General features: G+C 63.4%; 24 protein-coding genes. 13 read left to right on the forward strand and 11 right to left on the reverse strand.

All coding sequences use genetic code 11. From position 1 onward, the window contains the following. Window positions 1-1,215: urocanate hydratase (hutU, locus tag VMA74_RS11725; protein ID WP_325367139.1), on the reverse strand; the 1,215-nt coding region annotated here is incomplete at its 3' end. 324 nt (window positions 1,216-1,539) lie between these two features. Between hutU and VMA74_RS11730 the strand changes: the two genes are divergently transcribed. From VMA74_RS11730 to VMA74_RS11755, 6 genes are all read left to right on the forward strand, one after another. Beyond that, window positions 1,540-2,613 (forward strand): catalase family peroxidase, encoded by a 1,074-nt coding sequence (locus VMA74_RS11730; RefSeq protein WP_325367141.1) that lies wholly within the window; start codon window positions 1,540-1,542, stop codon window positions 2,611-2,613. Beyond that, window positions 2,613-3,161: a cytochrome b gene (locus VMA74_RS11735; protein ID WP_325367143.1), complete on the forward strand. Its 549-nt coding sequence runs from the start codon at window positions 2,613-2,615 to the stop codon at window positions 3,159-3,161. The genes VMA74_RS11730 and VMA74_RS11735 overlap by 1 nt, the downstream gene beginning before the upstream one ends. Window positions 3,162-3,388: 227 nt before the next feature. Continuing rightward, complete coding sequence (locus VMA74_RS11740) at window positions 3,389-4,900, forward strand: AlkA N-terminal domain-containing protein (protein WP_325367145.1); 1,512 nt, start codon at window positions 3,389-3,391, stop codon at window positions 4,898-4,900. Beyond that, the gene (locus tag VMA74_RS11745) at window positions 4,897-5,442 is read left to right on the forward strand and encodes a methylated-DNA--[protein]-cysteine S-methyltransferase (RefSeq protein WP_325367147.1); all 546 of its coding nucleotides are present in this window, start codon (window positions 4,897-4,899) and stop codon (window positions 5,440-5,442) included. The genes VMA74_RS11740 and VMA74_RS11745 overlap by 4 nt, the downstream gene beginning before the upstream one ends. A gap of 65 nt (window positions 5,443-5,507) precedes the next feature. Further along, complete coding sequence (locus VMA74_RS11750) at window positions 5,508-6,005, forward strand: cupin domain-containing protein (protein ID WP_325367149.1); 498 nt, start codon at window positions 5,508-5,510, stop codon at window positions 6,003-6,005. 72 nt (window positions 6,006-6,077) lie between these two features. Next, window positions 6,078-7,301 carry a TIGR03862 family flavoprotein gene (locus VMA74_RS11755; protein WP_414649604.1) on the forward strand — a complete coding sequence of 408 codons (1,224 nt, stop codon included), beginning with the start codon at window positions 6,078-6,080 and terminating at the stop codon, window positions 7,299-7,301. Window positions 7,302-7,365: 64 nt separating this feature from the next. On the opposite strand, the gene VMA74_RS11760 is transcribed toward VMA74_RS11755, so the two are convergent. After that, window positions 7,366-7,842, reverse strand: coding sequence for a nuclear transport factor 2 family protein (locus tag VMA74_RS11760; RefSeq protein ID WP_325367153.1), 477 nt, complete (start codon window positions 7,840-7,842; stop codon window positions 7,366-7,368). A gap of 196 nt (window positions 7,843-8,038) precedes the next feature. Here VMA74_RS11760 and VMA74_RS11765 point away from each other — a divergent pair, with 196 nt between their 5' ends. Both VMA74_RS11765 and VMA74_RS11770 read left to right on the forward strand, forming a co-directional pair. Then, window positions 8,039-9,319: an ectonucleotide pyrophosphatase/phosphodiesterase gene (locus tag VMA74_RS11765; RefSeq protein ID WP_325367155.1), complete on the forward strand. Its 1,281-nt coding sequence runs from the start codon at window positions 8,039-8,041 to the stop codon at window positions 9,317-9,319. 84 nt (window positions 9,320-9,403) lie between these two features. Next, window positions 9,404-10,306: a LysR family transcriptional regulator gene (locus VMA74_RS11770; RefSeq protein ID WP_325367157.1), complete on the forward strand. Its 903-nt coding sequence runs from the start codon at window positions 9,404-9,406 to the stop codon at window positions 10,304-10,306. Between the two features lie 39 nt (window positions 10,307-10,345). Here VMA74_RS11770 and VMA74_RS11775 read toward each other — a convergent pair whose 3' ends face one another. The 3 genes from VMA74_RS11775 to VMA74_RS11785 form a co-directional block, all read right to left on the reverse strand. Beyond that, window positions 10,346-11,596, reverse strand: coding sequence for an MFS transporter (locus VMA74_RS11775; RefSeq protein ID WP_325367159.1), 1,251 nt, complete (start codon window positions 11,594-11,596; stop codon window positions 10,346-10,348). Window positions 11,597-11,854: 258 nt separating this feature from the next. After that, window positions 11,855-12,685, reverse strand: a complete 831-nt coding sequence (locus tag VMA74_RS11780; protein WP_325367161.1) for an alpha/beta hydrolase — start codon at window positions 12,683-12,685, stop codon at window positions 11,855-11,857. 17 nt (window positions 12,686-12,702) lie between these two features. Further along, window positions 12,703-13,818, reverse strand: coding sequence for an aldo/keto reductase (locus VMA74_RS11785; RefSeq protein WP_325367163.1), 1,116 nt, complete (start codon window positions 13,816-13,818; stop codon window positions 12,703-12,705). A 123-nt stretch (window positions 13,819-13,941) separates the two neighbouring features. On the opposite strand from VMA74_RS11785, the gene VMA74_RS11790 reads away from it, so the two are divergent. Then, window positions 13,942-14,895, forward strand: a complete 954-nt coding sequence (locus VMA74_RS11790) for a LysR family transcriptional regulator (protein ID WP_325367165.1) — start codon at window positions 13,942-13,944, stop codon at window positions 14,893-14,895. On the opposite strand, the gene VMA74_RS11795 is transcribed toward VMA74_RS11790, so the two are convergent. Further along, window positions 14,886-15,050: a hypothetical protein gene (locus VMA74_RS11795; protein WP_325367167.1), complete on the reverse strand. Its 165-nt coding sequence runs from the start codon at window positions 15,048-15,050 to the stop codon at window positions 14,886-14,888. The genes VMA74_RS11790 and VMA74_RS11795 overlap by 10 nt on opposite strands. Window positions 15,051-15,382: 332 nt before the next feature. Here VMA74_RS11795 and VMA74_RS11800 point away from each other — a divergent pair, with 332 nt between their 5' ends. After that, window positions 15,383-16,351 carry a hypothetical protein gene (locus tag VMA74_RS11800; protein WP_325367169.1) on the forward strand — a complete coding sequence of 323 codons (969 nt, stop codon included), beginning with the start codon at window positions 15,383-15,385 and terminating at the stop codon, window positions 16,349-16,351. An 82-nt stretch (window positions 16,352-16,433) separates the two neighbouring features. Here VMA74_RS11800 and VMA74_RS11805 read toward each other — a convergent pair whose 3' ends face one another. Then, window positions 16,434-17,804, reverse strand: coding sequence for a formimidoylglutamate deiminase (locus tag VMA74_RS11805; protein ID WP_325367171.1), 1,371 nt, complete (start codon window positions 17,802-17,804; stop codon window positions 16,434-16,436). Between the two features lie 153 nt (window positions 17,805-17,957). Here VMA74_RS11805 and VMA74_RS11810 point away from each other — a divergent pair, with 153 nt between their 5' ends. The 3 genes from VMA74_RS11810 to hutI all read left to right on the forward strand — a co-directional run bounded on the left by VMA74_RS11810 (window position 17,958) and on the right by hutI (window position 22,324). Then, window positions 17,958-19,520, forward strand: coding sequence for a bifunctional GNAT family N-acetyltransferase/carbon-nitrogen hydrolase family protein (locus tag VMA74_RS11810; protein WP_325367173.1), 1,563 nt, complete (start codon window positions 17,958-17,960; stop codon window positions 19,518-19,520). 129 nt (window positions 19,521-19,649) lie between these two features. Beyond that, window positions 19,650-21,095, forward strand: a complete 1,446-nt coding sequence (locus VMA74_RS11815; protein WP_325367175.1) for a chloride channel protein — start codon at window positions 19,650-19,652, stop codon at window positions 21,093-21,095. Then, the gene (gene hutI / locus VMA74_RS11820) at window positions 21,092-22,324 is read left to right on the forward strand and encodes an imidazolonepropionase (protein ID WP_325367177.1); all 1,233 of its coding nucleotides are present in this window, start codon (window positions 21,092-21,094) and stop codon (window positions 22,322-22,324) included. Before VMA74_RS11815 ends, hutI begins: the two co-directional genes overlap by 4 nt. 70 nt (window positions 22,325-22,394) lie before the next feature. Here the strand turns inward: hutI and VMA74_RS11825 are convergent, their stop codons facing one another. The 4 genes from VMA74_RS11825 to VMA74_RS11840 all read right to left on the reverse strand — a co-directional run bounded on the left by VMA74_RS11825 (window position 22,395) and on the right by VMA74_RS11840 (window position 24,698). After that, a complete protein-coding gene (locus VMA74_RS11825; RefSeq protein ID WP_325367179.1) occupies window positions 22,395-22,562 on the reverse strand; it encodes a 30S ribosomal protein THX in 168 nt (55 codons plus the stop codon). A 75-nt stretch (window positions 22,563-22,637) separates the two neighbouring features. Further along, window positions 22,638-23,582 (reverse strand): cation diffusion facilitator family transporter, encoded by a 945-nt coding sequence (locus tag VMA74_RS11830; protein ID WP_325367181.1) that lies wholly within the window; start codon window positions 23,580-23,582, stop codon window positions 22,638-22,640. A gap of 46 nt (window positions 23,583-23,628) precedes the next feature. Further along, complete coding sequence (locus VMA74_RS11835) at window positions 23,629-24,063, reverse strand: MerC domain-containing protein (protein WP_325367183.1); 435 nt, start codon at window positions 24,061-24,063, stop codon at window positions 23,629-23,631. A 128-nt stretch (window positions 24,064-24,191) separates the two neighbouring features. Beyond that, entirely contained in the window at window positions 24,192-24,698 is a 507-nt protein-coding gene (locus VMA74_RS11840; RefSeq protein WP_414649605.1) for a transcriptional repressor, read from the reverse strand. Window positions 24,699-24,858 lie beyond the last annotated feature (160 nt).

The raw sequence follows: 24,858 nt of genomic DNA on the forward strand, positions 1-24,858 counted from the left end.
TTGGAACTTGATCCGCTCCTTGGCCATGTCGAGCCAGTTGCGCAGGTGCTTGTCGTGCGGCATCAGCTCCTTGACCTTGGCGTCGGTCTTCCAGATGTCCTCGGCCTCGCCGCTGAGCGCCGCCCAGCGGAACGGCCCCACGCCCTTGCAGAACAGCGGGCGGATATAGGCGGGGACGAAGCCGGGGAAGTCGAAGGCGTTGACGCAACCTTCATCCTTGGCCATCTGGCGGATGTTGTTGCCGTAGTCGAAGGTGGGAATGCCTTGCTGGTGGAAGGCGAGCATGGCTTCCACGTGTTTCTTCATGGATTGCTTGGCGGCTTTGACAGTGCCGGCGGGATCGCTCTTGCGGCGTTCGAACCACTGTTCCACGGTCCAGCCTTGCGGCAAGTAGCCGTTGACCGGGTCGTGCGCGCTGGTCTGGTCGGTGACGGCGTCCGGCTTTACGCCGCGGCGTACAAGTTCAGGCAGCACGTCGGCGGCATTGCCGAGCAGTGCGATGGATTTGGCTTCGCCGGCCTTGGTGTATTTCTCGATGCGGGCGAGTGCGTCGTCGAGATCGGTGGCTTGTTCGTCGACGTAGCGCGTCTTGAGGCGGAAATCGATGCTCTTCTGCTGGCATTCGATATTGAGCGAGCATGCGCCGGCCAAGGTGGCAGCCAACGGCTGTGCGCCGCCCATGCCGCCGAGGCCCGCGGTGAGTATCCACTTGCCTTTCAGGCTGCCGTTGTAGTGCTGGCGGCCCATTTCCACAAAGGTTTCATACGTGCCCTGCACGATGCCTTGCGAGCCGATGTATATCCACGAACCGGCCGTCATCTGGCCGTACATCATCAGGCCTTTCTTATCCAGCTCGTTGAAGTGTTCCCAGTTCGCCCACGCCGGCACCAGGTTGGAGTTGGCGATGAGCACGCGCGGTGCATCGGGATGGGTGGGGAACACACCGACCGGCTTGCCGGATTGCACCAGCAGGGTTTCGTCGTCGTTGAGTTCGCGCAGGGCGCGCAGGATGGCGTCGAAGCATTCCCAGTTGCGTGCGGCGCGGCCGATGCCGCCGTAGACCACGAGTTCCGCCGGGTTTTCCGCCACGGCCGGGTCCAGGTTGTTCTGGATCATGCGGTAGGGCGCTTCGGTGAGCCAGCTTTTGCAGGTGAGCTCGGTGCCGCGCGGGGCGTGGATGGTGCGGGAGGTGTCGATGCGGGTGGGGGCGTTCATCGGGGTGCCTGCGACTGCCTAGGGAAAGCCGTCATTATGGGCGTCCCGTTTCGGGGCCGCCAACTGCGCTGCGGCAAAAAGCGGCCATGTCCATTGACGGGCCTTTCACGACCGCGCAGGCTCACCCATGGCGTGCAAGGGTGCCCGCTCGATCGGCGCGTATGCGCGCGATGTAACCGCAGGTCCGGCACCAGCGAAGGTGACCGGTAAGTATTAGGAGCCTGCCGAACTTGGATTGGCCGAGCTGCAAATGCACCTGATCAAGCCCGCCAGGCTCCTAGGGATGGCGCCTTTCCGCAACTTACAACCGTCAGGACATGATCCATGCATGCCTCACCTCCCCTTTCCGGCCGCAGTGTTTTTCTACGCTTCGCGCTGATCGCCTTCGTGTTGCTCGTGATTGTCCTGGCCTTCGGCTATGTCGGCGGCTGGCTTGCACCGCATCGATTGACCGCGCAACGCATGGTGAACCAGCTGCAGGCCAATGCCGGCGTGTTCGCAGGTTATCGCCGCAATCACGCCAAAGGGGTGTGCGTGGCGGGTTATTTCGATAGCAGTGGCCAGGCCCAAACGTATTCGGTGGCGCAGGTGTTCGCACCGGGCCGAACGCCGGTGGTGGGACGTTTTGCGATTCCCGGGGGCAATCCGTATGCGCCGGACAGCAGTGTGCCGATCCGCAGCTTTGCGTTGCGCTTCACGCAAGCGAACGGACAGCAGTGGCGTACGGGCATGAACAGCATGCCGGTGTTTCCGGTGGCGACACCGCAGGCGTTCTTCGAGCAGTTGCAGGCGCAGCAGCCTGATCCCGCCACCGGCAAGCCCAACCCCGCCAAGGTCAAGGCATTTTTTGCCGCGCACCCGGAAACCGCGGCGTTTCTGGCCTGGGTGAAAACGGCAAAACCTTCCGCCAGCTATGCCACGGAAACGTATTGGAGCTTGAACGCCTTCGAGTTCGTCGACGCCCACGGCGACAAACACGCGGTGCGCTGGCGCATGGTGCCGGAGGCCAGCGACGCGGCAATCGGCGGCAGCGATGCGAATTACCTGGATGCCGATCTCGCGCAGCGGCTTGCGGAAGGGCCGCAGCGTTGGCATCTGATGGTGACACTGGCCAACCCCGGCGATCCCACCAATGACGCCACCAAGCAGTGGCCATCCGATCGACGCGAGATCGATGCCGGCACGCTGGTGCTGACCAGCACCGAGCCGCAGGAAAGCGGCGAATGCCGCGATATCAACTACGACCCGACCGTGTTGCCGCACGGCATCGAGATTTCCGACGACCCGCTGCTGCCGGCGCGCTCTGCTGCGTATGCCACCTCTTATCTGCGCCGCACCAGCGAAGAAGCGCATCTGCCCGGCACCGCCGCACCCGCAACCAAGCCGGAGACCAAGTGATGACGCGCTCACCCACTCAGTTCGTGCTGGCCGCCCGTGTATTGCATTGGCTGATGGCGATCATGATCGTGTCGATGTTGTTTATCGGCGTGGGCATGGTGGCGTCCGTCTCCGAACTGCACGCATGGTTGCTGGCGATCCACAAACCGCTTGGCATCGCGATCCTGGTGCTTGCCGTGATCCGGCTTATCGTGCGCCTGCTCAATCCACCGCCACCCTTGCCGGCCGATTTGCCCGCCATCCAGAAACTCGCCGCGCATGCTTCGCATTATTTGCTGTATGCGCTGATGCTGGCGATGCCCTTGGTGGGCTGGGCAATGCTGTCGGCGGGTGGTTATCCGGTGATGCTCAGTCACTCGCTGCGTCTGCCGCCGATTTTTCCGGTGAATGCGGTGGCGTTTGCGATCCTGCGGCATGCGCATGCGTGGCTGGCGATGCTGCTGTTTCTGACATTTCTCGCGCATCTGGGCGCCGCGCTGTATCACGGGTTGATTCGGCGCGATGGCGTGTTGTCGAGCATGACGGGGATTGGGCGCAGGTTGGGATGAGTCCCGGACTTGATCCGGGGCTGGCCCAACCTGAAAGTGTGGCTCGCCAAGAAATGATGCGACGGTAGGCTGGGATGGAATCCCAGCTTTTGTTGGCGTGGCTGGGATTGCATCCCGGCCTACGGGCTTGACCACGTCCATCGTTGCAACCGCAATACATGAATCCTGCCGGGGTTGATGTCCGAAAACGGCGAGTTTGTGGCCGCTGGCGGTGCTAGCCTGCAGCCATGACAGAACTCACCTTCCCCGCACTGGACCCGCAGGCCTGCGACCGGGCTCGACTGAGCCGCGATGCGCGTTTCGACGGGCTGTTCTTCATCGCCGTCAGTACCACCCGCGTGTACTGCCGGCCCGTGTGTCCTGCATCGCCGTCACCCAAGCGCGAGAACGTCACGTATTACACGACGGCCGCAGCGGCGGAAGCGGCAGGGTTCCGCCCTTGCTTGCGCTGCCGGCCGGAATTGGCGCCGGGCAACGATGCCTGGCAGCGTGGCGACCATGTGGTGACGCGCGCCTTGAAGCTGATCGATGGCGGGCTGCTGCAGGAGCATCCGGTGGATGAGCTTGCGCGGCGCGTTGGCGTCGGCGCGCGGCAGCTGCGCCGCCTGTTTGTGGAACGCCTGGGCGCGCCGCCGATCGACGTGCACACCACGCGCCGCCTGCTGTTCGCCAAGCAATTGCTGACCGAAACGAATATGCCGGTGACCGATGTGGCGCTCGCCGCGGGATTCGGTAGTTTGCGGCGCTTCAATGCGGCGTTCGCGCAAGCCAATCGCATGGCACCGCGCGAGTTGCGCCGGAAACCGCATGCCAGCAGCAGCGATAGCCTGGTACTGCGCCTGCATTACCGGCCGCCTTACGATTTTCCCTCGCTGCTGGCCTTTCTGCGCGGCCGCGCCCTGCCCGGCATTGAAGTGGTCGACGATGGAAGTTACTCACGCGTATTCGGTCCTGCCCACACGCCAGGCTGGCTGCGGCTGAGCGCGTGGCCGGGACAGGAACATGCGCTGCGCCTGCAATTGCATTGCCCACAACCGGCACACATGCTGTCAGTGGTGACGCGCATACGCCGCATGTTCGACCTGGATGCAGACCCGCAGGCCATTGCAGCGGCCTTGCAGACGACCGTGCCGATGCGCACATCACTGCGTAAGTACCCCGGCCTGCGCCTGCCAGGAAGCTGGGACGGCTTCGAGGTGGCGGTGCGCGCGATTCTCGGCCAGCAGGTCAGCGTGGCAGCCGCGCGCACATTGGCCTCCCGTGTGGTGCATCGCTATGGCGAAAAGCTGCCGCTGCCGGTGGCACCGGGACTGGAGTGCCTGTTTCCCGCACCGGACATGCTGGCCGATGCGGACCTCAATGCCTTGGGCATTACCACGGCGCGCGCGCAAAGCATCCGTGGCGTGGCGCGTGCGGTGCTGGATGGGCAAGTGGATTTCCGCGTCGAACAATCCTTGGATGAATTCGTGCAGCGCTGGGTGGCGCTGCCCGGCATCGGCGAATGGACGGCGCATTACATGGCGATGCGCGGCTTGAGCCATCCGGATGCCTTCCCCGCCGCCGACCTGATCTTGCGCCGCGCCGCCGCCAGCGACGGCAATCCACTCAGCACCAAGGCCTTGATGCAGATGGCCGAAGCATGGCGCCCTTGGCGCGCTTATGCAGTCATGCATCTATGGCGTAGCGCAAGCATTCCGGCCAAGCTGCCCGTGGCCCCGCGAAAGAAAGCCGTGGCATGACGACATCGAACGACATCTGGTACGACTACCTCTCCACGCCGATCGGCAAGCTGTTGCTGGCAGCGGACACGCAAGGACTGCGCGAAGTGTGGTTTGAAACCGGGAAGCACCGAAAGCAACCCGATCCATCGTGGACGCACGATCCGCGCAAGCTGGCGTTCGCGCGCAAGCAATTGGAAGAATATTTCGCCGGCACGCGCACGGTTTTCGATTTGCCGTTGCATCCGATTGGCACGCCGTTTCAGGTAACGGTGTGGCAGGCGCTGGCCAAGATCCCCTACGGCACGACCGTCAGCTATGGCGACATGGCCAAGCGCATCGGGCAGCCGCAGGCGGTACGCGCGGTGGGCGCGGCCAACGGACGCAATCCCTTGCCGATCGTATTGCCGTGTCACCGGGTGATCGGGGCGGATGGCAGCTTGACCGGGTTTGGTGGCGGCTTGCCGACCAAGCGATATTTGCTGGCGATGGAAGATCAGGTGGCGCGCGGGGATTTGTTCGGAGCGGCTGCCCTGCACGATGCCACGCGTAGACTGGGATGAAATCCCGGCCCTGGTGGGATAACTTGCGAGTCGATCACGCCCTTGCGTGCTTCGAAGGCCATCGCATGACAGCTTCCGTTGTCGACGACATCATCCAGAAACTCGGTCTGCAGCCACATCCCGAAGGCGGTTTCTATCGTCGCAACTACTGCGCCGATGAGTGGGTTGCGAAGGCGGACGGCACGCAGCGCCATGCATCCACCGGCATCTACTACCTGCTGCATGATCAGGCCTATTCCGCCTGGCACCGCATCGACTCGGATGAAATGTGGCACTTCTATGCCGGCGATCCGTTGCTGATCCACAGCCTGGACTCGCACGGCGCGTGGAACCTGCAGCGGCTGGGCAACATGCTGCATCAGCCGGACGCGGTGTTCCAGTGCGTAGTACCTGCCGGCTGCTGGTTTGCGGCGGAACGCGAAGGGTCACAAGGCTATTCGCTGGTGGGTTGCACGGTGGCGCCGGGGTTTGAATTCGCCGCCTTCGAGTTGGCGGACACGCAGGCGCTGATCAGCCGCCATCCTGAGCATCAGGCCGTGATCCGGCGCCTGGCACCGCGCTGAAACAACGCGTAGCTCTTTTACAATGGACGGTCTTCCACACTTTGGTAGCGCATGTCGTCACCGCGTTCTTCCATGATCATCATCGGCGGCGGCCCGGCGGGGCTGATGGCTGCCGAGACAGCGCGTGCCCAAGGTATTGACGTCGACCTGTACGAGGCAAAAGGTTCGGTCGGGCGCAAGTTTCTGATCGCCGGCAAGGGCGGCATGAACCTGACACACGGCGAGCCGCGTCCGGCCTTCGATGGACGATATGGCGAGCGCGCCAGGGAAATCGGTGCATGGCTGGATGATTTCGATGCCACGGCACTGCGCAACTGGGCACACCACCTCGGCGTGGATACCTTCGTCGGCAGCTCGGGCCGCGTGTTTCCCAGCGATTTGAAAGCAGCGCCGCTGTTGCGCGGCTGGGTGCATCGCCTGCGCGAAAGCGGCGTACGTTTTCATGTGCATCACCGCTGGCTGGGTTGGCGCGGCGATGGCGCCTGGCATTTCGCGACGGCCGACGGCGAGAGCTTCGTGCATGCCGGCGCGGCGGTGCTCGCATTGGGTGGCGGCAGCTGGCCGCAGCTGGGTTCGGATGGTGCGTGGCAAGCGCAACTGGTTGCGCGTGGTGTCGACGTGGCGCCGTTGCAACCGGCCAATTGCGGCTTCGATATCGAGTGGAGCGCGTATCTGTCCTCGCGTTTTGCCGGCGCGCCGCTGAAGCCGGTTGCGGCGCGCCTGCATGATGCGTCCGGGCGCACGCCCATGCTGCAAGGCGAATGCGTGATCACGCAGAGCGGCATCGAAGGCAGCCTGATCTACGCGCTATCCGCCCGTTTGCGCGACGCCATCACGCGGCAAGGTTACGCCATACTGGAGCTGGACCTGGCGCCGGACCGCACACTGGATCGGCTACGCCACGATCTGGCCAAGCCACGCGCAAGCCGCACGCTGAGCGAGCATCTGCGGCGCCAGGCCGGCTTGGCGGGCGTGAAGACGGCTTTGTTGCATGAAGTGCTGGAACCCGCACAACGCCATGATCCGGAGATCCTGGCACGCACCATCAAATGCCTGTCCTTGCGCCTGCAACGGGCGCGTCCCTTGGCCGAGGCCATCAGCAGCGCCGGTGGCGTGCGGCTGGAAGCGTTGCACGATGCGCTGATGCTGACCGCCCTGCCCGGCGTGTTTTGCGCGGGCGAGATGCTGGATTGGGAAGCGCCGACGGGCGGCTACTTGCTGACGGCGTGTTTTGCGAGCGGCTATCGCGCGGGCATGGGTGCAGCGCATTGGTTGAAGGCGCGCGCTACGGCATGATCACCTACGCTGGGATGCCATCCCAGCATCGGAACACCCAAGCAAGCTGGGATTGCATTCCAGCCTACAGATTCAACGCGCTCAAACCGGGATGATCGTCAGGCCGGCGCCCCTGCGGCCACCGATACTTGCGCTCCGCTTCGGTGATGGGCAAATCGTTGATGCTGGCATGCCGTTCCGCCATCAAGCCGTTTTCATCGAACAGCCAGTTCTCGTTGCCGTAGGAACGAAACCAGTTACCGGAATCGTCATGCCACTCGTAAGCAAAGCGCACGGCAATGCGAGGGCCGTCGAACGCCCAAAGCTCCTTGATCAAGCGATATTCCAGCTCGCGCGCCCATTTGCGCGTGAGGAAGGCGACGATCGCCTCGCGGCCGCTGACGAATTCCGAACGATTGCGCCAGCGGCTGCCCGGCGTATAGGCCAGCGCGACGCGGCCAGGATCGCGCGTGTTCCAGGCATCCTCGGCCAAGCGTACTTTCTGGATGGCTGTTTCGCGGGTAAAAGGCGGCAAGGGCGGGCGTTGTTCGATCGCAGACATGAAGGACGACTCCGAACCAAGGCGTTCTTGAAAGATGCGAATTGTAGACCCGGCCAGCGACGACAACGCCATCGGCCGAGTGAGAACTTGCGACCTTCGGTGGCGTAGATGCCCCTATCATGAGAGGTGCTGATTTGGTCACATAACTGCGCCATCATTGGCGACTTTCGCTTGAACCGAACGGATTGCCTGCTCCATGACATACCTGTCCCGCCTGCTGCTTTGCATATTCGTCGCCTTCGGTGCCGGCTGCGCAACCCAACCCGCCACGCTTACCCCGCAAGCCCAGGCACAGCAGGCCAAGGCGGCCGCCACCACGCCGCTGCTGCTGATTTCCATCGACGGTTATCGCGCCGACTATATCAACCGCGGCTTCAGTCCGACCCTGCAGCAACTCGCGGCCACGGGTGTGCATGCCGATTCGATGCAACCATCGTTCCCCTCGCTGACCTTCCCCAATCACTATGCGATCGTGACCGGCCTGGTGCCGGACCATAACGGCATCGTCAACAACACCATGGTCGATGCGCAGCTGGGCAAGTTCTCGCTGAGCGATCGCAAGGCGGTGAGCAATGGCTTGTGGTGGGACCAGGCCACGCCGCTGTGGGTTACCGCCGATGCGAACGGCATGCGCACTGCCACCATGTTCTGGCCCGGTTCCGAAGCGGACATCCAGGGCAAGCATCCGGATTACTGGAAGCCCTTCAACGCCAAAGTAACGCCCAACCAGCGCGTCGATCAGATCCTGGCTTGGCTGGACCTGCCGCCCGGCAAGCGCCCCACCTTCCTCACCTTGTACTTCGATGCGGTCGACCATGAAGGGCATATGCATGGCCCGGACTCGCCGGAAGTAAACCAGGCCCTGAGCCAGACCGACGCGGCCATGGCGCGCCTGATCGAAGGCCTGCGCCAACGCGGCCTGCTCGACCAGATCAATATCATCGTGCTGGCCGACCATGGCATGGCCGGCGTGCCGCTGGACCACTCCATCCTGATCGACAAGCTGATTCCGATGGATGACGTGCAACAGGTGGTGCTGGGCGAAGTGGCCGGCTTCAACCCCAAGCGCGGGCACGATTTCAACGCCATTGAAGAACAGCTGGAACAGCCGCAGCAGCATATGCACTGCTGGGACAAGACGCGCATGCCCGCACGCTTCAACTATGGCTCCAACGCACGCGTGCCGCAGCTGGTGTGCCTGGCCGACGTGGGCTGGCGCATCACCACCAGCGATTACCTGGCCAAGAAAAAGGGACACATAAGCCTTGGCGAACATGGCTATGACAATGCCGACCCGCTGATGCAGGCGCTGTTCATTGCGCATGGCCCGGCGTTCCAAAGCGGCATTCGCTACCACAGCTTCCCGAACGTGGATGTGTATCCGCTGATGGCGCACCTGCTGGGGATCACGCCGATGTTCAACGATGGCAAGCTGGAGGATGTGCAGGGGATGTTGAAGCCCGCGCCGGGGCAGTGATGTGCCGAACTCAGGCGCAGGGCTCGTAGGTTGGCGGTGAGCCCAGCACTTGAGCATCTCGCCCCATGCCGCGAAAGTAGCGGCATGAACATCGAACTCCGCCATCTGCGTTATTTCGTTGCCGTCGCCGATACGCTGCATTTCGGCAAGGCGGCCGAACGGCTGGGCATGTCGCAGCCGCCACTCAGCCAGCAGATCCGCCAGTTGGAAGACGCCGTCGGTGCCCGCTTGCTGACGCGCACCAACCGGCGCGTGGCCTTGACCGAGCCCGGCCGCGTGCTGCTGCAGGAAGCGCGCGAGATCCTGGCGCGTACCGATCGTGCGGTGGATCTGGTGCAGCGTGCGCAACGCGGAGAGCTGGGCGAGTTGCGCATCGGCTTCATGCGCACCACGCCGCTTTCGCAAGAGGTGCTCGGCGCCATTTTCGTGTTCCGCCAGCGCTTCCCGGCGGTGCATCTGCAACTGGAGGAAATGAATTCGCTGCAGCAGATCGATGCCCTGCTCGATCGCCGCCTGCAGGTGGGTATTCTGCGCCCGGGTACGTTGCCGACTTCCCTGCTTTCCAAGCGGCTGTTCCGCGATCCGCTGGTGGCGGTGCTACGTTCGGATCATCCGGCGCTCAAGCGCCTGGGCGCACGCGGCAAGCTGTCGATCAAGGCATTGGCGCAGCAGCCGTTCGTGGTATTCGCCCGCAACGCGGGTGCCGGCGTCCACGAGCATGTGCTGACGTTATGCCGCGAGGCCGGTTTTGCACCGCGCATTTCGCAGGAAGCACGCGAGGCGTCCACCATCATCGGGCTGGTCGCTGCCGGCTTCGGCGTGGCAATCCTGCCGCAATCCTGCGATCACATCCATGTGGAAGGCGTCAGCTACGTGCCGCTGGCGGAGGCCAATGCCATGTCGGAAATCCACGTGGTATATCGCGAAGACGAACGTTCGCCACTGGTGCCGCGTTTCGTGCAGTTGCTGGCGACAGCCAAGGGCTGACGCAGGCATGCATGGCGATGCCGGGATCGTCATCCCGGCCTACGGCATGGCGCCTTTGCTCATCGGTGTCGGTGGCGTAGCCCACTGCGGCAAAGGCGGCAGGCGATACAGGCGCAACGCGATCAGCAGGCCGGCCAGCACCAGCGCACCGACAAACAGCGCGACACCCGGCCAACGATCCGCCGCGTAAAACAAGCCGCCGCTCCAGCCGGCAACACTCGAACCCATGTAATAACTGAAAAGGTACATCGAGGAGGCCTGTGCTTTCGCCGCTCCACCACGCCGCCCTACCCAGCTACTGACGATGGAATGGCCGCCGAAGAAACCGAAGGTGATCGCCGTCAGGCCAACGATGATCAATGCAAGCGAAGCGGTCATCGTCAACGCCACGCCCAACAGCATTAGCGCAAAAGCGGTCCATAGCACCTTGCGTCGACCCAGCTTGCCGGCCAGGTGGCCCATCCACGCGGAACTGAAGGTGCCGACCAGGTAGATGCCGAAGATCAGGCCGACCACCGTTTGGCTGAGACGGAACGGCGGCGCCAGCAAGCGGTAGCCCAAGTAGTTGTAGACCGTCACAAAGGCCCCGAGCAGCAAGAAACCTTCCAGGAACAGCCACGGCAGGCCAGCATCGCGAAAGATGCCGGCGAAGCGGGAAAACAAGGCGCGCCAGCGCAACGCCTGCGGATGGAAATGACGCGACGGCGGCAGCGCTTTCCAGAACACCAGGCCGGCGATCAAACCGATCACGCCCACCACGCCGACACCGACACGCCAGCCGGCAAAGTCGGCCACCACGCCGGCGATCAGACGACCGCTCATGCCACCGATCGCGCTGCCGCTGATGTACAAACCCATGCCGAGGCCGATCGACTCGGTGTGCATTTCTTCGGTGAGATAGGTCATCGCCACCGCCGGCAAACCGCTGAGCGTGATGCCAAGCAGCGTGCGCAAGCCAAGCAGCGCGTACCAGTTCGGCATCAGTGCCGTCAGCAGCACCAGCACGGCGGACGACAGCAATGACGCCACCATCACCGACTTGCGGCCCAGCGCATCGGAAACACCGCCAGCGAACAGCATGGCGAAGGCCAGCACGCCGGTGGTCAGCGATAGCGACAAAGCGCTGGTGGCGGCGCTGATGCCGTAGTGCTGGCTGAACTGCGGCATCAGCGGTTGCACGCAATACAGCAGGCCAAAGGTGGCGAGACCGGCGGCAAACAGCGCAAGGTTGGTGCGCTTGAAGGCCGGTGTGCCGTGGCGGATGAGGTTATCCGTTGTGTGGGAGTCCATAGCGGCGGGAATGATGGGGACGGGGTTCCGAAGCCCGCCACCGTCATTCCGGCGAACGCCGGAATCCAGTTTGAATACGACGTGCGAAGCACACAACAGCTTTATATCGAGTGCTGCGCACAACATGTTTGCACTGGATTCCGGCGTTCGCCGGAATGACGGTGGGCTTATGACGGTTCATTGGCAATGATCCAAGCATAAGGCCTACCCTGTACACGATCGATAACCCCGCAAGTCCGGCTCGATAGCCGGTGCGTATCAATCCGCCAGCGCCACCGCCGACAGCGCATTGCGCACGATGCCGAGCACCGGCGCGGGCGCTTCCAGATTGGCGTGATGCCCTGCCCCATGCACCACATGCATGCGCGCCTGCGGCAAGCCTGCGAGCAGTTCTTTCGCCAGCTGATGCACTTCGACCTGGTCCTCGCTGCCAACGATCAGTACGGTCGGTATGTCGATCTCATGCAGGCGTTCGAGCGCGCTCGGCGTGGGCGTGCGCTGGTCCTGCGCGGCACGCGTCCAATAGCTGGTGTCGCGCTTGAACAGTTGCGTGGTCATCGTCTGGGTATGCAAGCGGGCAGCGGGGTCCACTTCGTTGACAGCGCGGCGCGGGCCATCGGTGAAGGCGCGCAGCGAGCTGTCGATCATGCCGTTGACGTCGAAGGTGGCCAGCGCCTGCAGGAACGCGCGTGCGGCCGGCGTGCTGTTGGCAAAGCGACCCCAGTAGCCTGGACCGATCAGGATCAGCGCGCTGACGCGCTGTGGATGCGCCAGCGCGAAATCCAGGGCGGTGGCTGCACCGCCGGAGCAAGCGAGCAAGGCGGTGCGTCGAATGCCGGCGGCATCCAGCACGGCGGCCAGGTCTTCGTGATGCGCATAACGGCCGGGCTCGATGGTGGAGCGGCCGAAGCCGCGGGCGTCGTAGCGCAGCACGTGATGGGTGGCGGCCAGGGCAGCGAATTCATGCTCCCATTGCCGGCGGTCGACCAGGAAGCCATGCAGCATCGTAATGGAGTCGCCCACGCCCGCCTGTTCGGTGTACAGGCGGGCGTGGGGAACCTCGATCCATTCGGAGTTTGGGTGGGTCATGACGTTTTCCCAGCTGGTCAGCGCGCCTTGATCTCGCGTGCCTCCAACTTCGGCACGAACACCGGCGGTGCATAGCCGGCCGGCTTGTCGCCCACCGCCACGCCGCCGTGAATCCGTGTCTGCTGGGCGTCGGCAAACATGTAATAAGGAAACGGTTTTTCCGGCGCGCTGACCGCATCCAGCCGTGCACGCAAGGGTGCCGGCAACGCGAAGGAAAGCGCGGCGAGATTGGCATCGAGTTGTTCCAGCTTGGTGGCGCCGATGATCACGGATGCAATGCCCGGCTGCGTCGCCACCCAGTTCAAGGCGACTGCCGCCATGCTTTGCCCGGCCTGCTTCGCCACCTGTTCCAATTCGGCCACGATCGTCCAGTTGCGCTCGGTAAAGCGCTCGAAGCCCGGCGCATTGCTGATCTTGGCAAGCCTGCCATCGCCCTCGCCGCCTTGCTGGCTGGGCTTGTACTTGCCCGACAGCATGCCCATCGCCAGCGGACTCCATGCGGTGATGCCCATGCCAAGGTTCTGTCCCAGCGGCACGTACTCGTGTTCGATATGCCGCTCGGCCAGCGAGTATTCGAGCTGCATGTTCACCAACGGCGTCAACGCATGCAATTCGGCAAACGTCTGCGCACGGGCGGCATACCACGCGGGGATGTCGGACAGGCCGGCGTAGCGGATCTTGCCTGCGCGCACCAGGTCGTCGAGCGTGCGCACGACTTCTTCCGCCGGCGTGATGCGGTCCCAGGTGTGCAGCAGATACAGATCGATGTAGTCCGTGCGCAGCCGGCGCAACGAGCCTTCCACCGCGCGCATGATGTTCTTGCGGCCATTGCCGCCGGCATTCGGATTGCCGGGCTGCGCGTTGTAGGTGAACTTGGTGGTGAGCACGACGCGATCGCGCGTGCCGCTTTCTTCGATGAACTTGCCCAGCATGCTTTCGCTGGTGCCTTCGGTGTACAGGTCGGCGGTGTCGATGAAATTGCCGCCCGCTTCCAGGTAACGGTCGAACATGGCGCGGGCGGTCTGCTCCGCGGTACCCCAGCCCCAATCCTCGCCGAAGGTCATGGCACCGAGGGCAAGACGGCTGACGCGCAGGCCGGAACGCCCGAGCGTGAAGTAGTGATCGAGCGACATGGCGGACTCCTGGGGTAATGGACTTGGGTGGTTGACGCAGCGCAGTGTGCGCTGCGCGATCCTGTTGAAAAACCACCCTCGGCTTGATGCATTATGTAGCCACGCTAACAAATGGAGCTGGTCATGCGTGACCACTACGCCCTGCGCGCCTTTCGTGCCGTCGCCGAATGCGGCAGCTTTACCCGCGCCGCCGCCGTGCTGGACGTGACGCCTTCCGCACTGAGCCAGACCGTGCAGCAACTGGAAAGCCAGCTCGGCACACGCCTGCTCCAGCGCACCACGCGCCGCGTAGGCCTTACCGAAGCGGGCCAGGAGATGCTTCAGCGCATTGCGCCCGCGCTCAATGAGCTGGATCTGGCGCTGGATGCGATTCGCCAGCACGGCGACCGGCCGCGCGGCACGTTACGCATCACGGTGCCGGCGGTCGTAGCGCAATCGATCATCCAGCCCGTACTGGGCGAGTTCATGGCGCGCTGGCCGGACGTGCAGCTGGATATACGCGTGGAAAACGGCCTGACCGATCTGGTGGCCGAAGGTCTGGATGCGGGCATCCGACTCGGCGAACGCCTGCTGCGCGACATGGTGGCCGTCCCCGTCGGTGGACCGATGCGTTCGGTAGTGGTGGGTTCACCTGCTTACTTCAAGCGCCATGGTCACCCCAAGGAACCGAAGGATCTACAGCACCACAACTGCATCAGGCACCGCCTTGATAGCAGCGGCGCCATCTACCGTTGGGAATTCGCGCATCGCAGCGGACCACAGAAAGGCCGCTGGTATGAGGTTGCCGTGGACGGAAGCCTTACCGTCAACGACGTGCCGCTCGCGGTTCGCGCCGCCCAGGACGGTATCGGCCTGACTTGCGTACTGGAAACCTCGGCGCGTGCAGCGCTGGACGCTGGGCACCTGAAGCGCGCGCTGGAACCTTGGCTGCCGCCATTCGACGGCTTTTACCTGTATTACCCAAGCCGTTTCCAGGTGCCGCCGAAACTGCGCGTGTTCATCGACTTCATTCGCGAATGGGGCGCGCGCGACATGGTTGCGCGGCAACGCCTTGCACCCTCACGCCGTCAGCGGTAACGCCAATGGCCACCCACCCAGACATGCCCCGGCGCCCAATAGCCAGGTACCCATACGCGCCCCGAGCGCGGCGCGACGACAACGCAACCGGTCTGTACCAACGTTCCGCCCAGCACGGCGAGCGCGATCAGAATCGTGGAAAGGTAACGACGCATGGGGTTCTCCTGGTGGGCGGAAACTCCCTCCGGAAAACGCGATGGAAAAACATTGCGATGACAGCGCGAAGCTGAACTGATGCCCTTGGTTCAGGAGGGGCGCAGGGTGGGTAAAAGCGAACAAGCCAATTTGCGAAATAGCTGCTTCAGGTACGCAACGATGACATCAAAGCATTCGCTTGCTGCGCGCTCTTGTACTCAGTGACCCGGCGACCGCGCAGATGTCATGTGGCGGCTGCTCAAAAAAATCATGCATGTACCACACGCAACGCATTTGCCGCCTCCACCATCATCCCAGGGCTCAATGGTGCATAAGCAACGGGAGAAATACTATGTACACGGCCTACATGCCCCCTTCAACCCATTATGACCGGCCCTGTTACCAAGGCCCATATCCGCCGAGGACAAGCGCCAATACCGACTTCATCCAACCCAACACGACCGGGCCTCAAATCACCCGTATCGAACGACCGGCCGGATTCCCTCCTGGAGCGCCGGAAACGCCGGACATGCGCGCACGCTCCGACAGCAGTGACCTGAGCGACCTGTTCAATTATCGAGTATCCCCTAGAAACCTGGATGGGTTGCAGCCTGATCGATACGGCATCTTCACGCGCAATAATTCCAACCGGACCAATAGCTATTTCACAAAAATAGACGAAGATGTCTATCAGTTGGGAGGTTTCGACCGGCAAAGCCAGACATGGCGCGTACTTGATCCACGCTCCGGCCAGGAAGTCGCCACGTTGGAGCTGGAACGGAAAGACGGCAAATGGCTACCGAAAAATCTTGGAAAACGCATGCTCCGTGCGCTGGATGGCGCCATCGAGAATGTCCGCCGAGCGAAGGCGCAGATTGGCCGTGCCTGGATGCAAGGAACGAACTGGGCCATGCAAAAGCTTTTCGGTGGCGGAGCTTTCACGCCGCAGGGCAGGCAACGTATCGAGGCAGGATTGAACAACACGCTGCAAGCCTTGGAAAAAAGCAAACGCGAAGGTGCGTGGAACCTTCGGGTGGGCCATGAAGGCGGCCCCAACCGCCCTGCTGCAGTGGCCTTCAACAATGGGACCATTCAATTCTCCAGGTATGCGCTGAGGAATTGGTCTGATCCCGACCTCAATGAGCTCATGGTGCACGAGCATACCCATACGGGAGCCGGCGCCAGGGATCATTGGTACCTAAATCGCAATCACGACCGGCTGCCTAATTGGGGTGGCGGGTTGAGTCCATTCACGTTCAACAATGCCTTGAACAATGCCGACACCTTGGCACGAAGCTCGGGCGTACTTGCCAATAACTGACACCCAGCCGCAATGGATATCCATTTTCGCCCTGTTAGGGATGCTCTGATTAAATCAGAGCATCCTTAGACACCGTCATATTCTACGCACCTGCCAGGCGCGTCACGGTCATGCGATAGCGCGCGGCGATGCGCGCTTCATCGCGATGCTGAAAATCGCGCATTACCCATTTGCCACCGGCCATCACATGGCGCACCGGCGATAGGTTTCCGGCGAACAGGAAACTGTCCATCACGGAGCGTTCGTTGCGTGCGGCCAACAACGGCGACTCCTTGTCGAGTACGATGAAATCGGCGCGCTTGCCCACATCGAGTGCGCCGATGGGCAAATCCGCGACCTGCGCGCCGCCTTTCAGCGCTTCGCGCCACAACGTTTCGCCTACGCTGTCACCGGCTTTGCGCGCGGCGACGTTGCGGTGGCGCGTGCTGAGGCGCTGGCCGTATTCGAGCCAGCGCAGTTCTTCAATGGGCGATATGGAGATATGCGAATCGGAGCCAATGCCGATCCGGCCGCCCTCCTGCAGATAACGCGCCAGCGGAAACAGTCCATCGCCGAGATTGGCTTCGGTGGTGGGACACAGGCCGGCGACGGCACCGCTACGCGCGAGCTGGGTGGTTTCCTTCTCGGTCAGATGCGTGGCATGCACCAGGCACCAGCGATAGTCGACCGGCGCATGATCGAGCAGCCATTCCACCGGGCGTGCACCGCGCGTAGCGAGGCAGTCCTGCACCTCGCCGATCTGTTCGGCGATATGGATGTGGACAGGGCCGTTCTTCAGCGCTTCATGCTCGACCACGCCGCGCCATGCGTGTTCTGGAATCGCGCGTAGCGAGTGCAAGGCCACGCCGACGCGTACGTCGTGGCTTTCATGCTTGCGCAGGTTGGCGAGCAATTGCAGATAGCCATCCACATCGTTGCCGAAGCGGCGCTGCCGCGACGACAGCGGCCGGCCGTCGAAACCACCGCTCATATACAACACAGGCAACAGGGTGAGCGCGATGCCCGCTTCGCGCGCCGCTTCGATCAGCGCCAGTGACATGGCTTCGGGCTGCGCATAGGGCGTGCCATCGGGCTGGTGATGCAGGTAATGGAATTCGCAAACATGGGTGTAGCCGGCCTTGAGCATTTCCACGTAGAGCTGCGCGGCAATCGCCTGCAAGGTGTCGGGGTCGATGCGCTCGGCGAAGCCGTACATGGTTTCACGCCAGGTCCAGAACGAATCGTCGCCGGGGCCGCGGCGTTCGGCCAAGCCGGCCATGGCGCGCTGGAAAGCATGCGAATGCAGGTTGGGCATGCCCGGCAGTACCCAGCCGTCGAGGTAGGCGGGCGAGCTGCCGGCCGGGGCGGTGATGTGGCCGGTGCTGTCCACGCCAAAGGTGGCATCGCTGCGCCATTGCGGGTCCTGCCAGGCCTGCGCCGCGCTGAACTGGTAGACCGCTGCCGTATCGCTCATGAACAATCTCCGTGTGGCTAGAACAGGCTCCTGCAAGTGTAACCGGCCCATCTGGTTGCACTCGCATTTGCTTCACCTTCCATCTGATCCATTCTGCGCAATCGGCATGATGTTCACGCGGTATGGTTTAGAGCATCACACGGGACGAACGCCATGGCCAAGAAAAACGAAAACGCACCGCTGCTGGGCTTGCGCCAGGCGGTACCGGGCGACGTCCCGGCGCTGGTCGAACTCACCGCCCGCGTCTATACGCCCGAATGGGGCCACTCGGCGGAAATGCTGCGCTCCCAGCAGACGCACTTTCCCGAAGGCCAGTTCGTGGTGGAGTACGAAGGCAACATCGTGGGCTACTGCGGCACCTTCCGCCTCGACGAATCACTGGCGCTGAAACCGCATACGTGGATGCAGATCACCGGCGGCGGCATGGCATCGCGCCACAATCCGGATGGCAACTGGCTGTACGGCATGGAAGTGGTGGTGCATCCGGATTACCGCGGCATGCGCATCGGCAAGCGCTTGTATCAGGCGCGCAAACGGTTGTGCATGGATCTGAAACTGCGCGGCATCACCTTCGGCGGGCGCATCCCCGGACTGGCGCGGAACATTCAGCGCTATGGCACACCGGAGGCGTATGTGCAGGCGGTGGCGGAAGGGCGCCGCCGCGATCCCACGCTGAGTTTTCAGCTGACCAACGATTTCGAGATCATCGGGCTGCTGCGCGGCTACGTGCCCTCCGATTACGAGTCGCTGGGTTACGCCGCACACTTGGTATGGCGCAACCCTGCCCTGCTCGACCAGCCGGACATTCCGGCGGTGCCATCGCCGCGGCATCTGCCCGATTCGGTGCGCGTGGCCACCGTGCAGTATCTGCAGCGGCGCATCAAGTCGTTCGAGGAATTTGCCACGCAGGTCGAATACTTCACCCATATCGCGGCCGATTACAGCGCCGATTTCGTGACCTTCCCGGAATTGCTCACCTTGCAGTTGCTCTCCATCGAGAACGAGGAACTCTCGCCGGTGGAAACCATCCGCAAGCTGAGCCATTACACACCGCAGGTGAAGGAACTCTTCAACCGTCTGGCAATGCGCTACAACATCAATATCGTGGGTGGTTCGCATCCGACCGAGCAGTCCAGCGGCGACATCCACAACGTGTGCTACGTCTGCCTGCGCGACGGCTCGGTGCACGAACGCGAGAAGCTGCATCCCACGCCCAGCGAGCGCAACGTGTGGAATGTCTCCGGCGGCGACAGCGCGGCGACGGTGCAGACCGATTGCGGGCCGATCGGCGTGATGATCTGCTACGACTCCGAATTTCCCGAAGTGGCCCGACACCTGGTGGACCAGGGCGCGCTGATGCTGTTCGTGCCGTTCTGCACCGATGTGCGCGAAGGCTATCTGCGCGTGCGTTACTGCGCGCAGGCGCGAGCGATCGAAAATCAATGCTATGTGATTCTTTCGGGCAATGTCGGCAACCTGCCCGGCGTCAACAATTTCGACATCCAGTACGGCCAGAGCTGCATCCTCACGCCCAGCGACTTCGGGTTCGCGCGCGATGGCATCGCGGCCGATTGCGTACCCAACATCGAAACGGTGCTGTTCGCCGATCTGCGGCTGGAAAGCCTGGCGCGGGCGCGCAATGCGGGAACCGTGCAGAACCTCAAGGACCGGCGGTATGACCTGTATGAGACGCGGTGGTTGCGACAATCGCGGTAGGGCTTTTCGTGAATGGAGGCAAAGGTCATTCGTTGCGACAAGGGCCGGAATGAGATCGCAGCGAGACTGATTTTGTCGCCGCAAACGCCACCTTCGAAGCAGAGGGTGCTTGTCTGTCATAATGTGCCGATGTCCGCATCCTCTCCCAAAGCCTCCAATCCGCGCCTGCGCTCCGTGCTGGGCCACGAGTTCTTCGCCCCGTATCAATGGAAACGCCGCATTGCGCTATGGAGCGGCGCCATCCTGGTTGCGCTCGCTTCCATCCTGTTCGCAAAAACCAGCGACTGGGCGTACGGGCTGTTCGAAAAACTCCTGACGCATGGGATCTGGATACCGTTGATTCTTACGCCGCTGGTGTTCGGCCTGTTGTGCTGGGTGACCGAGGGGCGCCTGCGGGCCGCCCGCGGCAGCGGTATCCCGCAAGTCATCGCTACGATCCACGTGGAAGACACCAGCTTTCGCGCCAAGATGCTGGCCTTGCCGATTGCGGTGAGCAAAATGGTGTTGACCTTGCTCGCCCTGGCCGTAGGTGCGTCGATCGGCCGTGAAGGGCCGACCGTCCACGTCGGCGCGGGGCTGATGCACTGGCTGGGCCGGCGCTTCGGCTTTGACGATCCCAAGGCGCTGTCGCGCTTCATCCTGGCCGGTGGTGCGGCCGGTATCGCCGCGGCGTTCAACACGCCGCTGGCCGGCGTGGTGTTCGCCATCGAGGAATTGGCCGGTACGTTCGAGCACCGCTTCAGCGGTTTGCTGCTTACCTCGGTGTTCGTGGGCGGCGTGGTGTCGCTGGGCATTCTCGGCAACTACGCCTATTTCGGCACGGTGCAGGCCAGCCTGCCGCTGGGCCACGCCTGGCTGGCGGTTCTGCAATGCGGCATCGTGTGCGGGCTGGCGGGCGGGCTGTTCGCCCGCTTGATCCTGCTGAGCCGCCACGGACCGCTGGCGGCGATCGGCCGGCTGCGCGAGCGCAATCCGGTGCTGTTCGCGGTCGGCTGCGGCCTGGCGCTGGCGGTGCTCGGCGTACTGTCGCACAACACGGTGTACGGCACCGGTTATGCGCAAGCGCGCGCCTTCGCGCAGAACGCCTCTGATACGCCGGGCCAAAGCTTCGGCGTGCTCAAGCTGCTGGCCAACGTGGTGTCGTACTGGGCCGGCATTCCCGGCGGCATCTTCTCCCCGGCGCTGGCGGTCGGCGCTGGCCTCGGGCACAACATTGCCTACTTTCTCCCGCATGCGCCGGAGGAAGCAGTGGTACTGCTGGGCATGAGCGCTTATCTCGCCGGCGTGACCGGCGCGCCGCTTACCTCCGCGGTGATCGCGATGGAACTCACCAACAACCAGGACATGGTGATTCCGATCATGGCCGTCTGCCTGCTGGCGCGTGCCGCCTCGTCCATTTTCGCGCCCACGCCGGTGTACAAGGATTTTGCCGAGCGCATGATCCAGGATTTCGAGCGGCAGCAGGCGGAGCGGCAAGCCATGGCGCCGTCATCGGCCGAAGAAATCGGCGCCACGAGTGCATACGGTGAACCCGTGGCATCCACGGAAACCGAAATGGAAGAATCCGACCGGTGAGCTGGGATCTGTTGCTGACCCACGCATCACTGGCCACTTTCGCGGGTGAAGCCACCTACGGAGTGCTGACCGACGCCGCGCTGGCCTGCCAGGATGGCCAGATCGTGTGGATCGGCCCGATGCGCGACCTGCCTGCCGCCTCGGCTGCGACCGCGCGCGAGGTGCATGATGCCGGCGGCGCACTGGTGACGCCGGGATTGATCGATTGCCATACGCATCTAGTGTTCGGCGGCGACCGCGCGCAGGAATTCGATCTGCGCCTCAACGGCGCCACGTATGAAGCGATTGCACGCGCCGGCGGCGGCATCGTCTCCACCGTGCGCGCCACGCGCGGCGCGAGCGAGGACCAATTGCTCGCGCAATCGTTGCCACGCGCACGTAGCTTGCTGGCCGATGGCGTTACCACGCTGGAAATCAAATCCGGTTATGGACTGGAATTGGATACGGAACGCCGCATGCTGCGGGTGGCGCGCCGTATCGGCGTGGAGCTGGGCATTCACGTGCAGACCAGCTTTCTCGGCCTGCATGCGTTGCCGCCGGAGTACAAGGAACGCCGCGACGATTACGTCGACCTGGTCTGCAACGAATTGCTGCCCGCGCTGGCCGACGAAGGCCTGGTGGATGCGGTGGACGCGTTCTGCGAAGGCATCGGTTTCACGCGCGCCGAGACGCAACGCGTGTTCGAGCATGCGCGACAGCTGGGCTTGCGCGTGAAGCTGCATGCGGAGCAACTGTCCGATCTGGATGGCGCGGCGCTGGTGGCCGAGTTTGGCGGACTATCAGCCGATCACCTGGAATATCTCAGCGATACCGGCATTCAAGCGATGGCACGCGCCGGCACCGTCGCCGTGCTGCTGCCGGGTGCCTTTTACGCATTGCGCGAAACCAAGCTGCCGCCGGTAGCGAGCCTGCGCTCGCATGGGGTGCCCATTGCCATCGCCACCGATTGCAATCCCGGCACCTCTCCCCTGCTCTCGCTGCGCCTTGCCGCGAACATGGCGTGCACGTTGTTCCGCCTCACGCCGGAAGAAGCGCTGCGCGGCATCACCGTCAACGCGGCACGCGCACTGGGCTTGCATGACCGCGGAACGCTGGCGGTGGGCAAGCGTGCGGATCTGGTGATGTGGAACGCAACGCAGCCTGCGGAGCTTTGCTACTGGATCGGCGGCGGCCTGGTGCGGAAGGCTTGGGTGGGCGGGGTGGCAAGCGCCTGGCCCGCAGCCGCCTAAAAAATACTGCGGTTCCAAAATGAAAAGCCCCCGACCAGCGGGGGCTTTTCGTACCTGCGAACAGACGCGCTCAGGCCGACTTTTTCTTCGGCGCAGCAGCAACCTTCTTCACGGCGGCAGGCTTGGTCACGGCGGCACCGGCGCCGGCTACCGCAGGCTTCACGGAGTGCGCGCGGGTGTTGCCGTAGCTGCTGCGGTAGGTCTTGCCGCGGCGGGTTTTGCGATCGCCCTTACCCATAGGAAACTCCTTGAATCGTCATGCTGTTGATGGCTAATCATCCTAACAGCGGGAGGCCAAAGCGCAAGCGGGCCGTCAGTGATGGTGCGCGCTGCAGCCGGGGCTGCCGTCCGGGCAACTGTCCGGATCGATCTGCACGGTGGCGTGGCGGATGCCGAAACGATCCAGCAGGGTGCGGTTGACTGCGGCCAGGACACGGGCGCCGGCATCCTGGTCGTGCAGCTCCAGGTGCAGGGTGGCCATGCGCGAACCGGAAGCGAGTTGCCACACATGCAGATGATGCACATCGCGGATCGATGCATCGGCGCCGCGCAGCGCGGTTTCCACCTCGTGCGGGTCCATGCCCTCGGGCACGCCCTCCAGCAGGATGTGCGTGGAGCGCCGCAGCAGACGCCACGCGCTGTTCAAGATCAGCAGCGACACCAGCAGCGATAGCGCTGGATCAGCCCAGTTCCAACTCAGCCAGCGCACCGCCAGCGCGGCCAGCACGGCGCCGACCGAACCCAGCAGATCGCCCAGCACATGCAGGCTTGCCGCACCGATGTTCACGTCGTCGTGCGCGTGGTCGTGCAGGCTGCGCAGCACGATCAGGTTCACCAGCAAGCCGATGACCGCCACGCCCAGCATCACGCCGGAAAGAATCTGCACCGGCTTGAAGAGGCGCTCGATGGCTTCGTAGGCGATCAGCCCGACCAGCACGAATTGCGTCAGCGCGTTGACGAAACCGGCCAGCACTTCCATGCGGCCATAACCATAGGTGCGGCGCGCATCGGCCGGGCGCCGTGCCATGCGTGCGGCAAACAGTGCAAGCAGCAAGGCCGCCGCATCCACCAGCATGTGCCCGGCATCGGCCAGCAAGGCGAGCGATCCGGACCACCAGCCGCCCGCCGCCTCGGCGAGCATCATCCCCGCGGTAAGCACAAACGCGAACAGCAACCGGCGCTCGCGCCCTACTACACCTTTGGCGCGGGAATGGCTGTGATCGTGATGATCGTGGGCGTGGCTGTGCGCGTGATTCATGCCGTCATGCTAGGAAGCAATGCGGCCGTTACACAATCACCGCGCCTCAGCCGTGTGCGCATTGCGGGCCGTGCACGTGGCCCTGCAGGCGATCGAAACGAAGATTGAAAAAATGCGCGGACGCTACCAGCAGGCCGCCGCAGGTCACCAGCACGCTGTGCACGATGATCGAATAGCCTTCGGCGAAGGTGACGCCCGTGACCAGCAGCATGAGCCCGGGCAGCGCCAGGCGCAGCGGCAGCGAGCGGTGGTGGCGCCGATAACCGTTGACCAGGGCCAGCAGCGCCAGTGCGCTGGCAAACAGTACAAAACCACGCTCGAACGCGTGGTCGGCCAGAAAACTCAGGCCCATCAACGGCAGGATGGCGAGCACGAAGGGCAACGCGGCGCAATGGATGGCACACAGAAACGACGCCGTGGCGCCAATACGATCGGCGAGGTTCCACCAGCGGGTTTTCTGTTGCGTTGGCGTGGAATCCATGGGGACGACACCATGCAGGATGCCCGGCGGGGCACCGGAGTTTTGATACGTTATAACATCCATCGACTATCCGCAAGCGCCCCCTCTGCCCGGTCGGGCCAGGTGCAGCGATCCAGCTCAGGTCTAGGTCACGCCTTGCGGCACTGCTTGCACACGCCATGCACTTCCAGCGTCTGGGCCTGGGGACGGAAACCGAAGACCTTGGCCTGCGCCTCGATCAATTCGGCCACGCGCTCGTCGCACACCTCCTGCGCGCTGGAGCAGACGTCGCAGATCAGGAACGGCACCTGGTGCGCCTCGGCCGGGTGATGGCAGGAGACGAACGCGTTGATGGATTCCAGTTTGTGGATGAAGCCGTTCTCAAGCAGGAAATCCAGCGCGCGGTAGACGGTCGGCGGCGCGGCATTGCCGTGGCGCTCGCGCAGCTGATCGAGCAAGTCATACGCCTTGACCGGTTTGCCGGCCGCCGCGATCAGCTCCAGCACTTCCTTGCGCAGTGGCGTCAGGCGCAGACCGCGTTCCTCGCTGGCGTGCTCCACCGCTGCCACAAAGTCCGCAGGAGCTTCGTGATGGTGGTGCATGTGATCTTTGCTTGACGTTGCGTGGTTCAAAGGATTCACCTCGTGAGTGATCATACACCGCGACTATCGCGGCAGCGGCGGGGGCTTAGCTGATCTGGGGCTCAGCAGGACGACAATCCAGCCGATCGGGCCGAGCACCAGCGCCCAGATCACGCCGGCAAGCAACTTGCCGCGCCACCAGCCGAGCAAGGCGCCGACCGCGATGAACACCAGG

This window comes from Dyella sp. (genome assembly GCF_035508675.1).
Lineage (GTDB): Bacteria > Pseudomonadota > Gammaproteobacteria > Xanthomonadales > Rhodanobacteraceae > Dyella_B.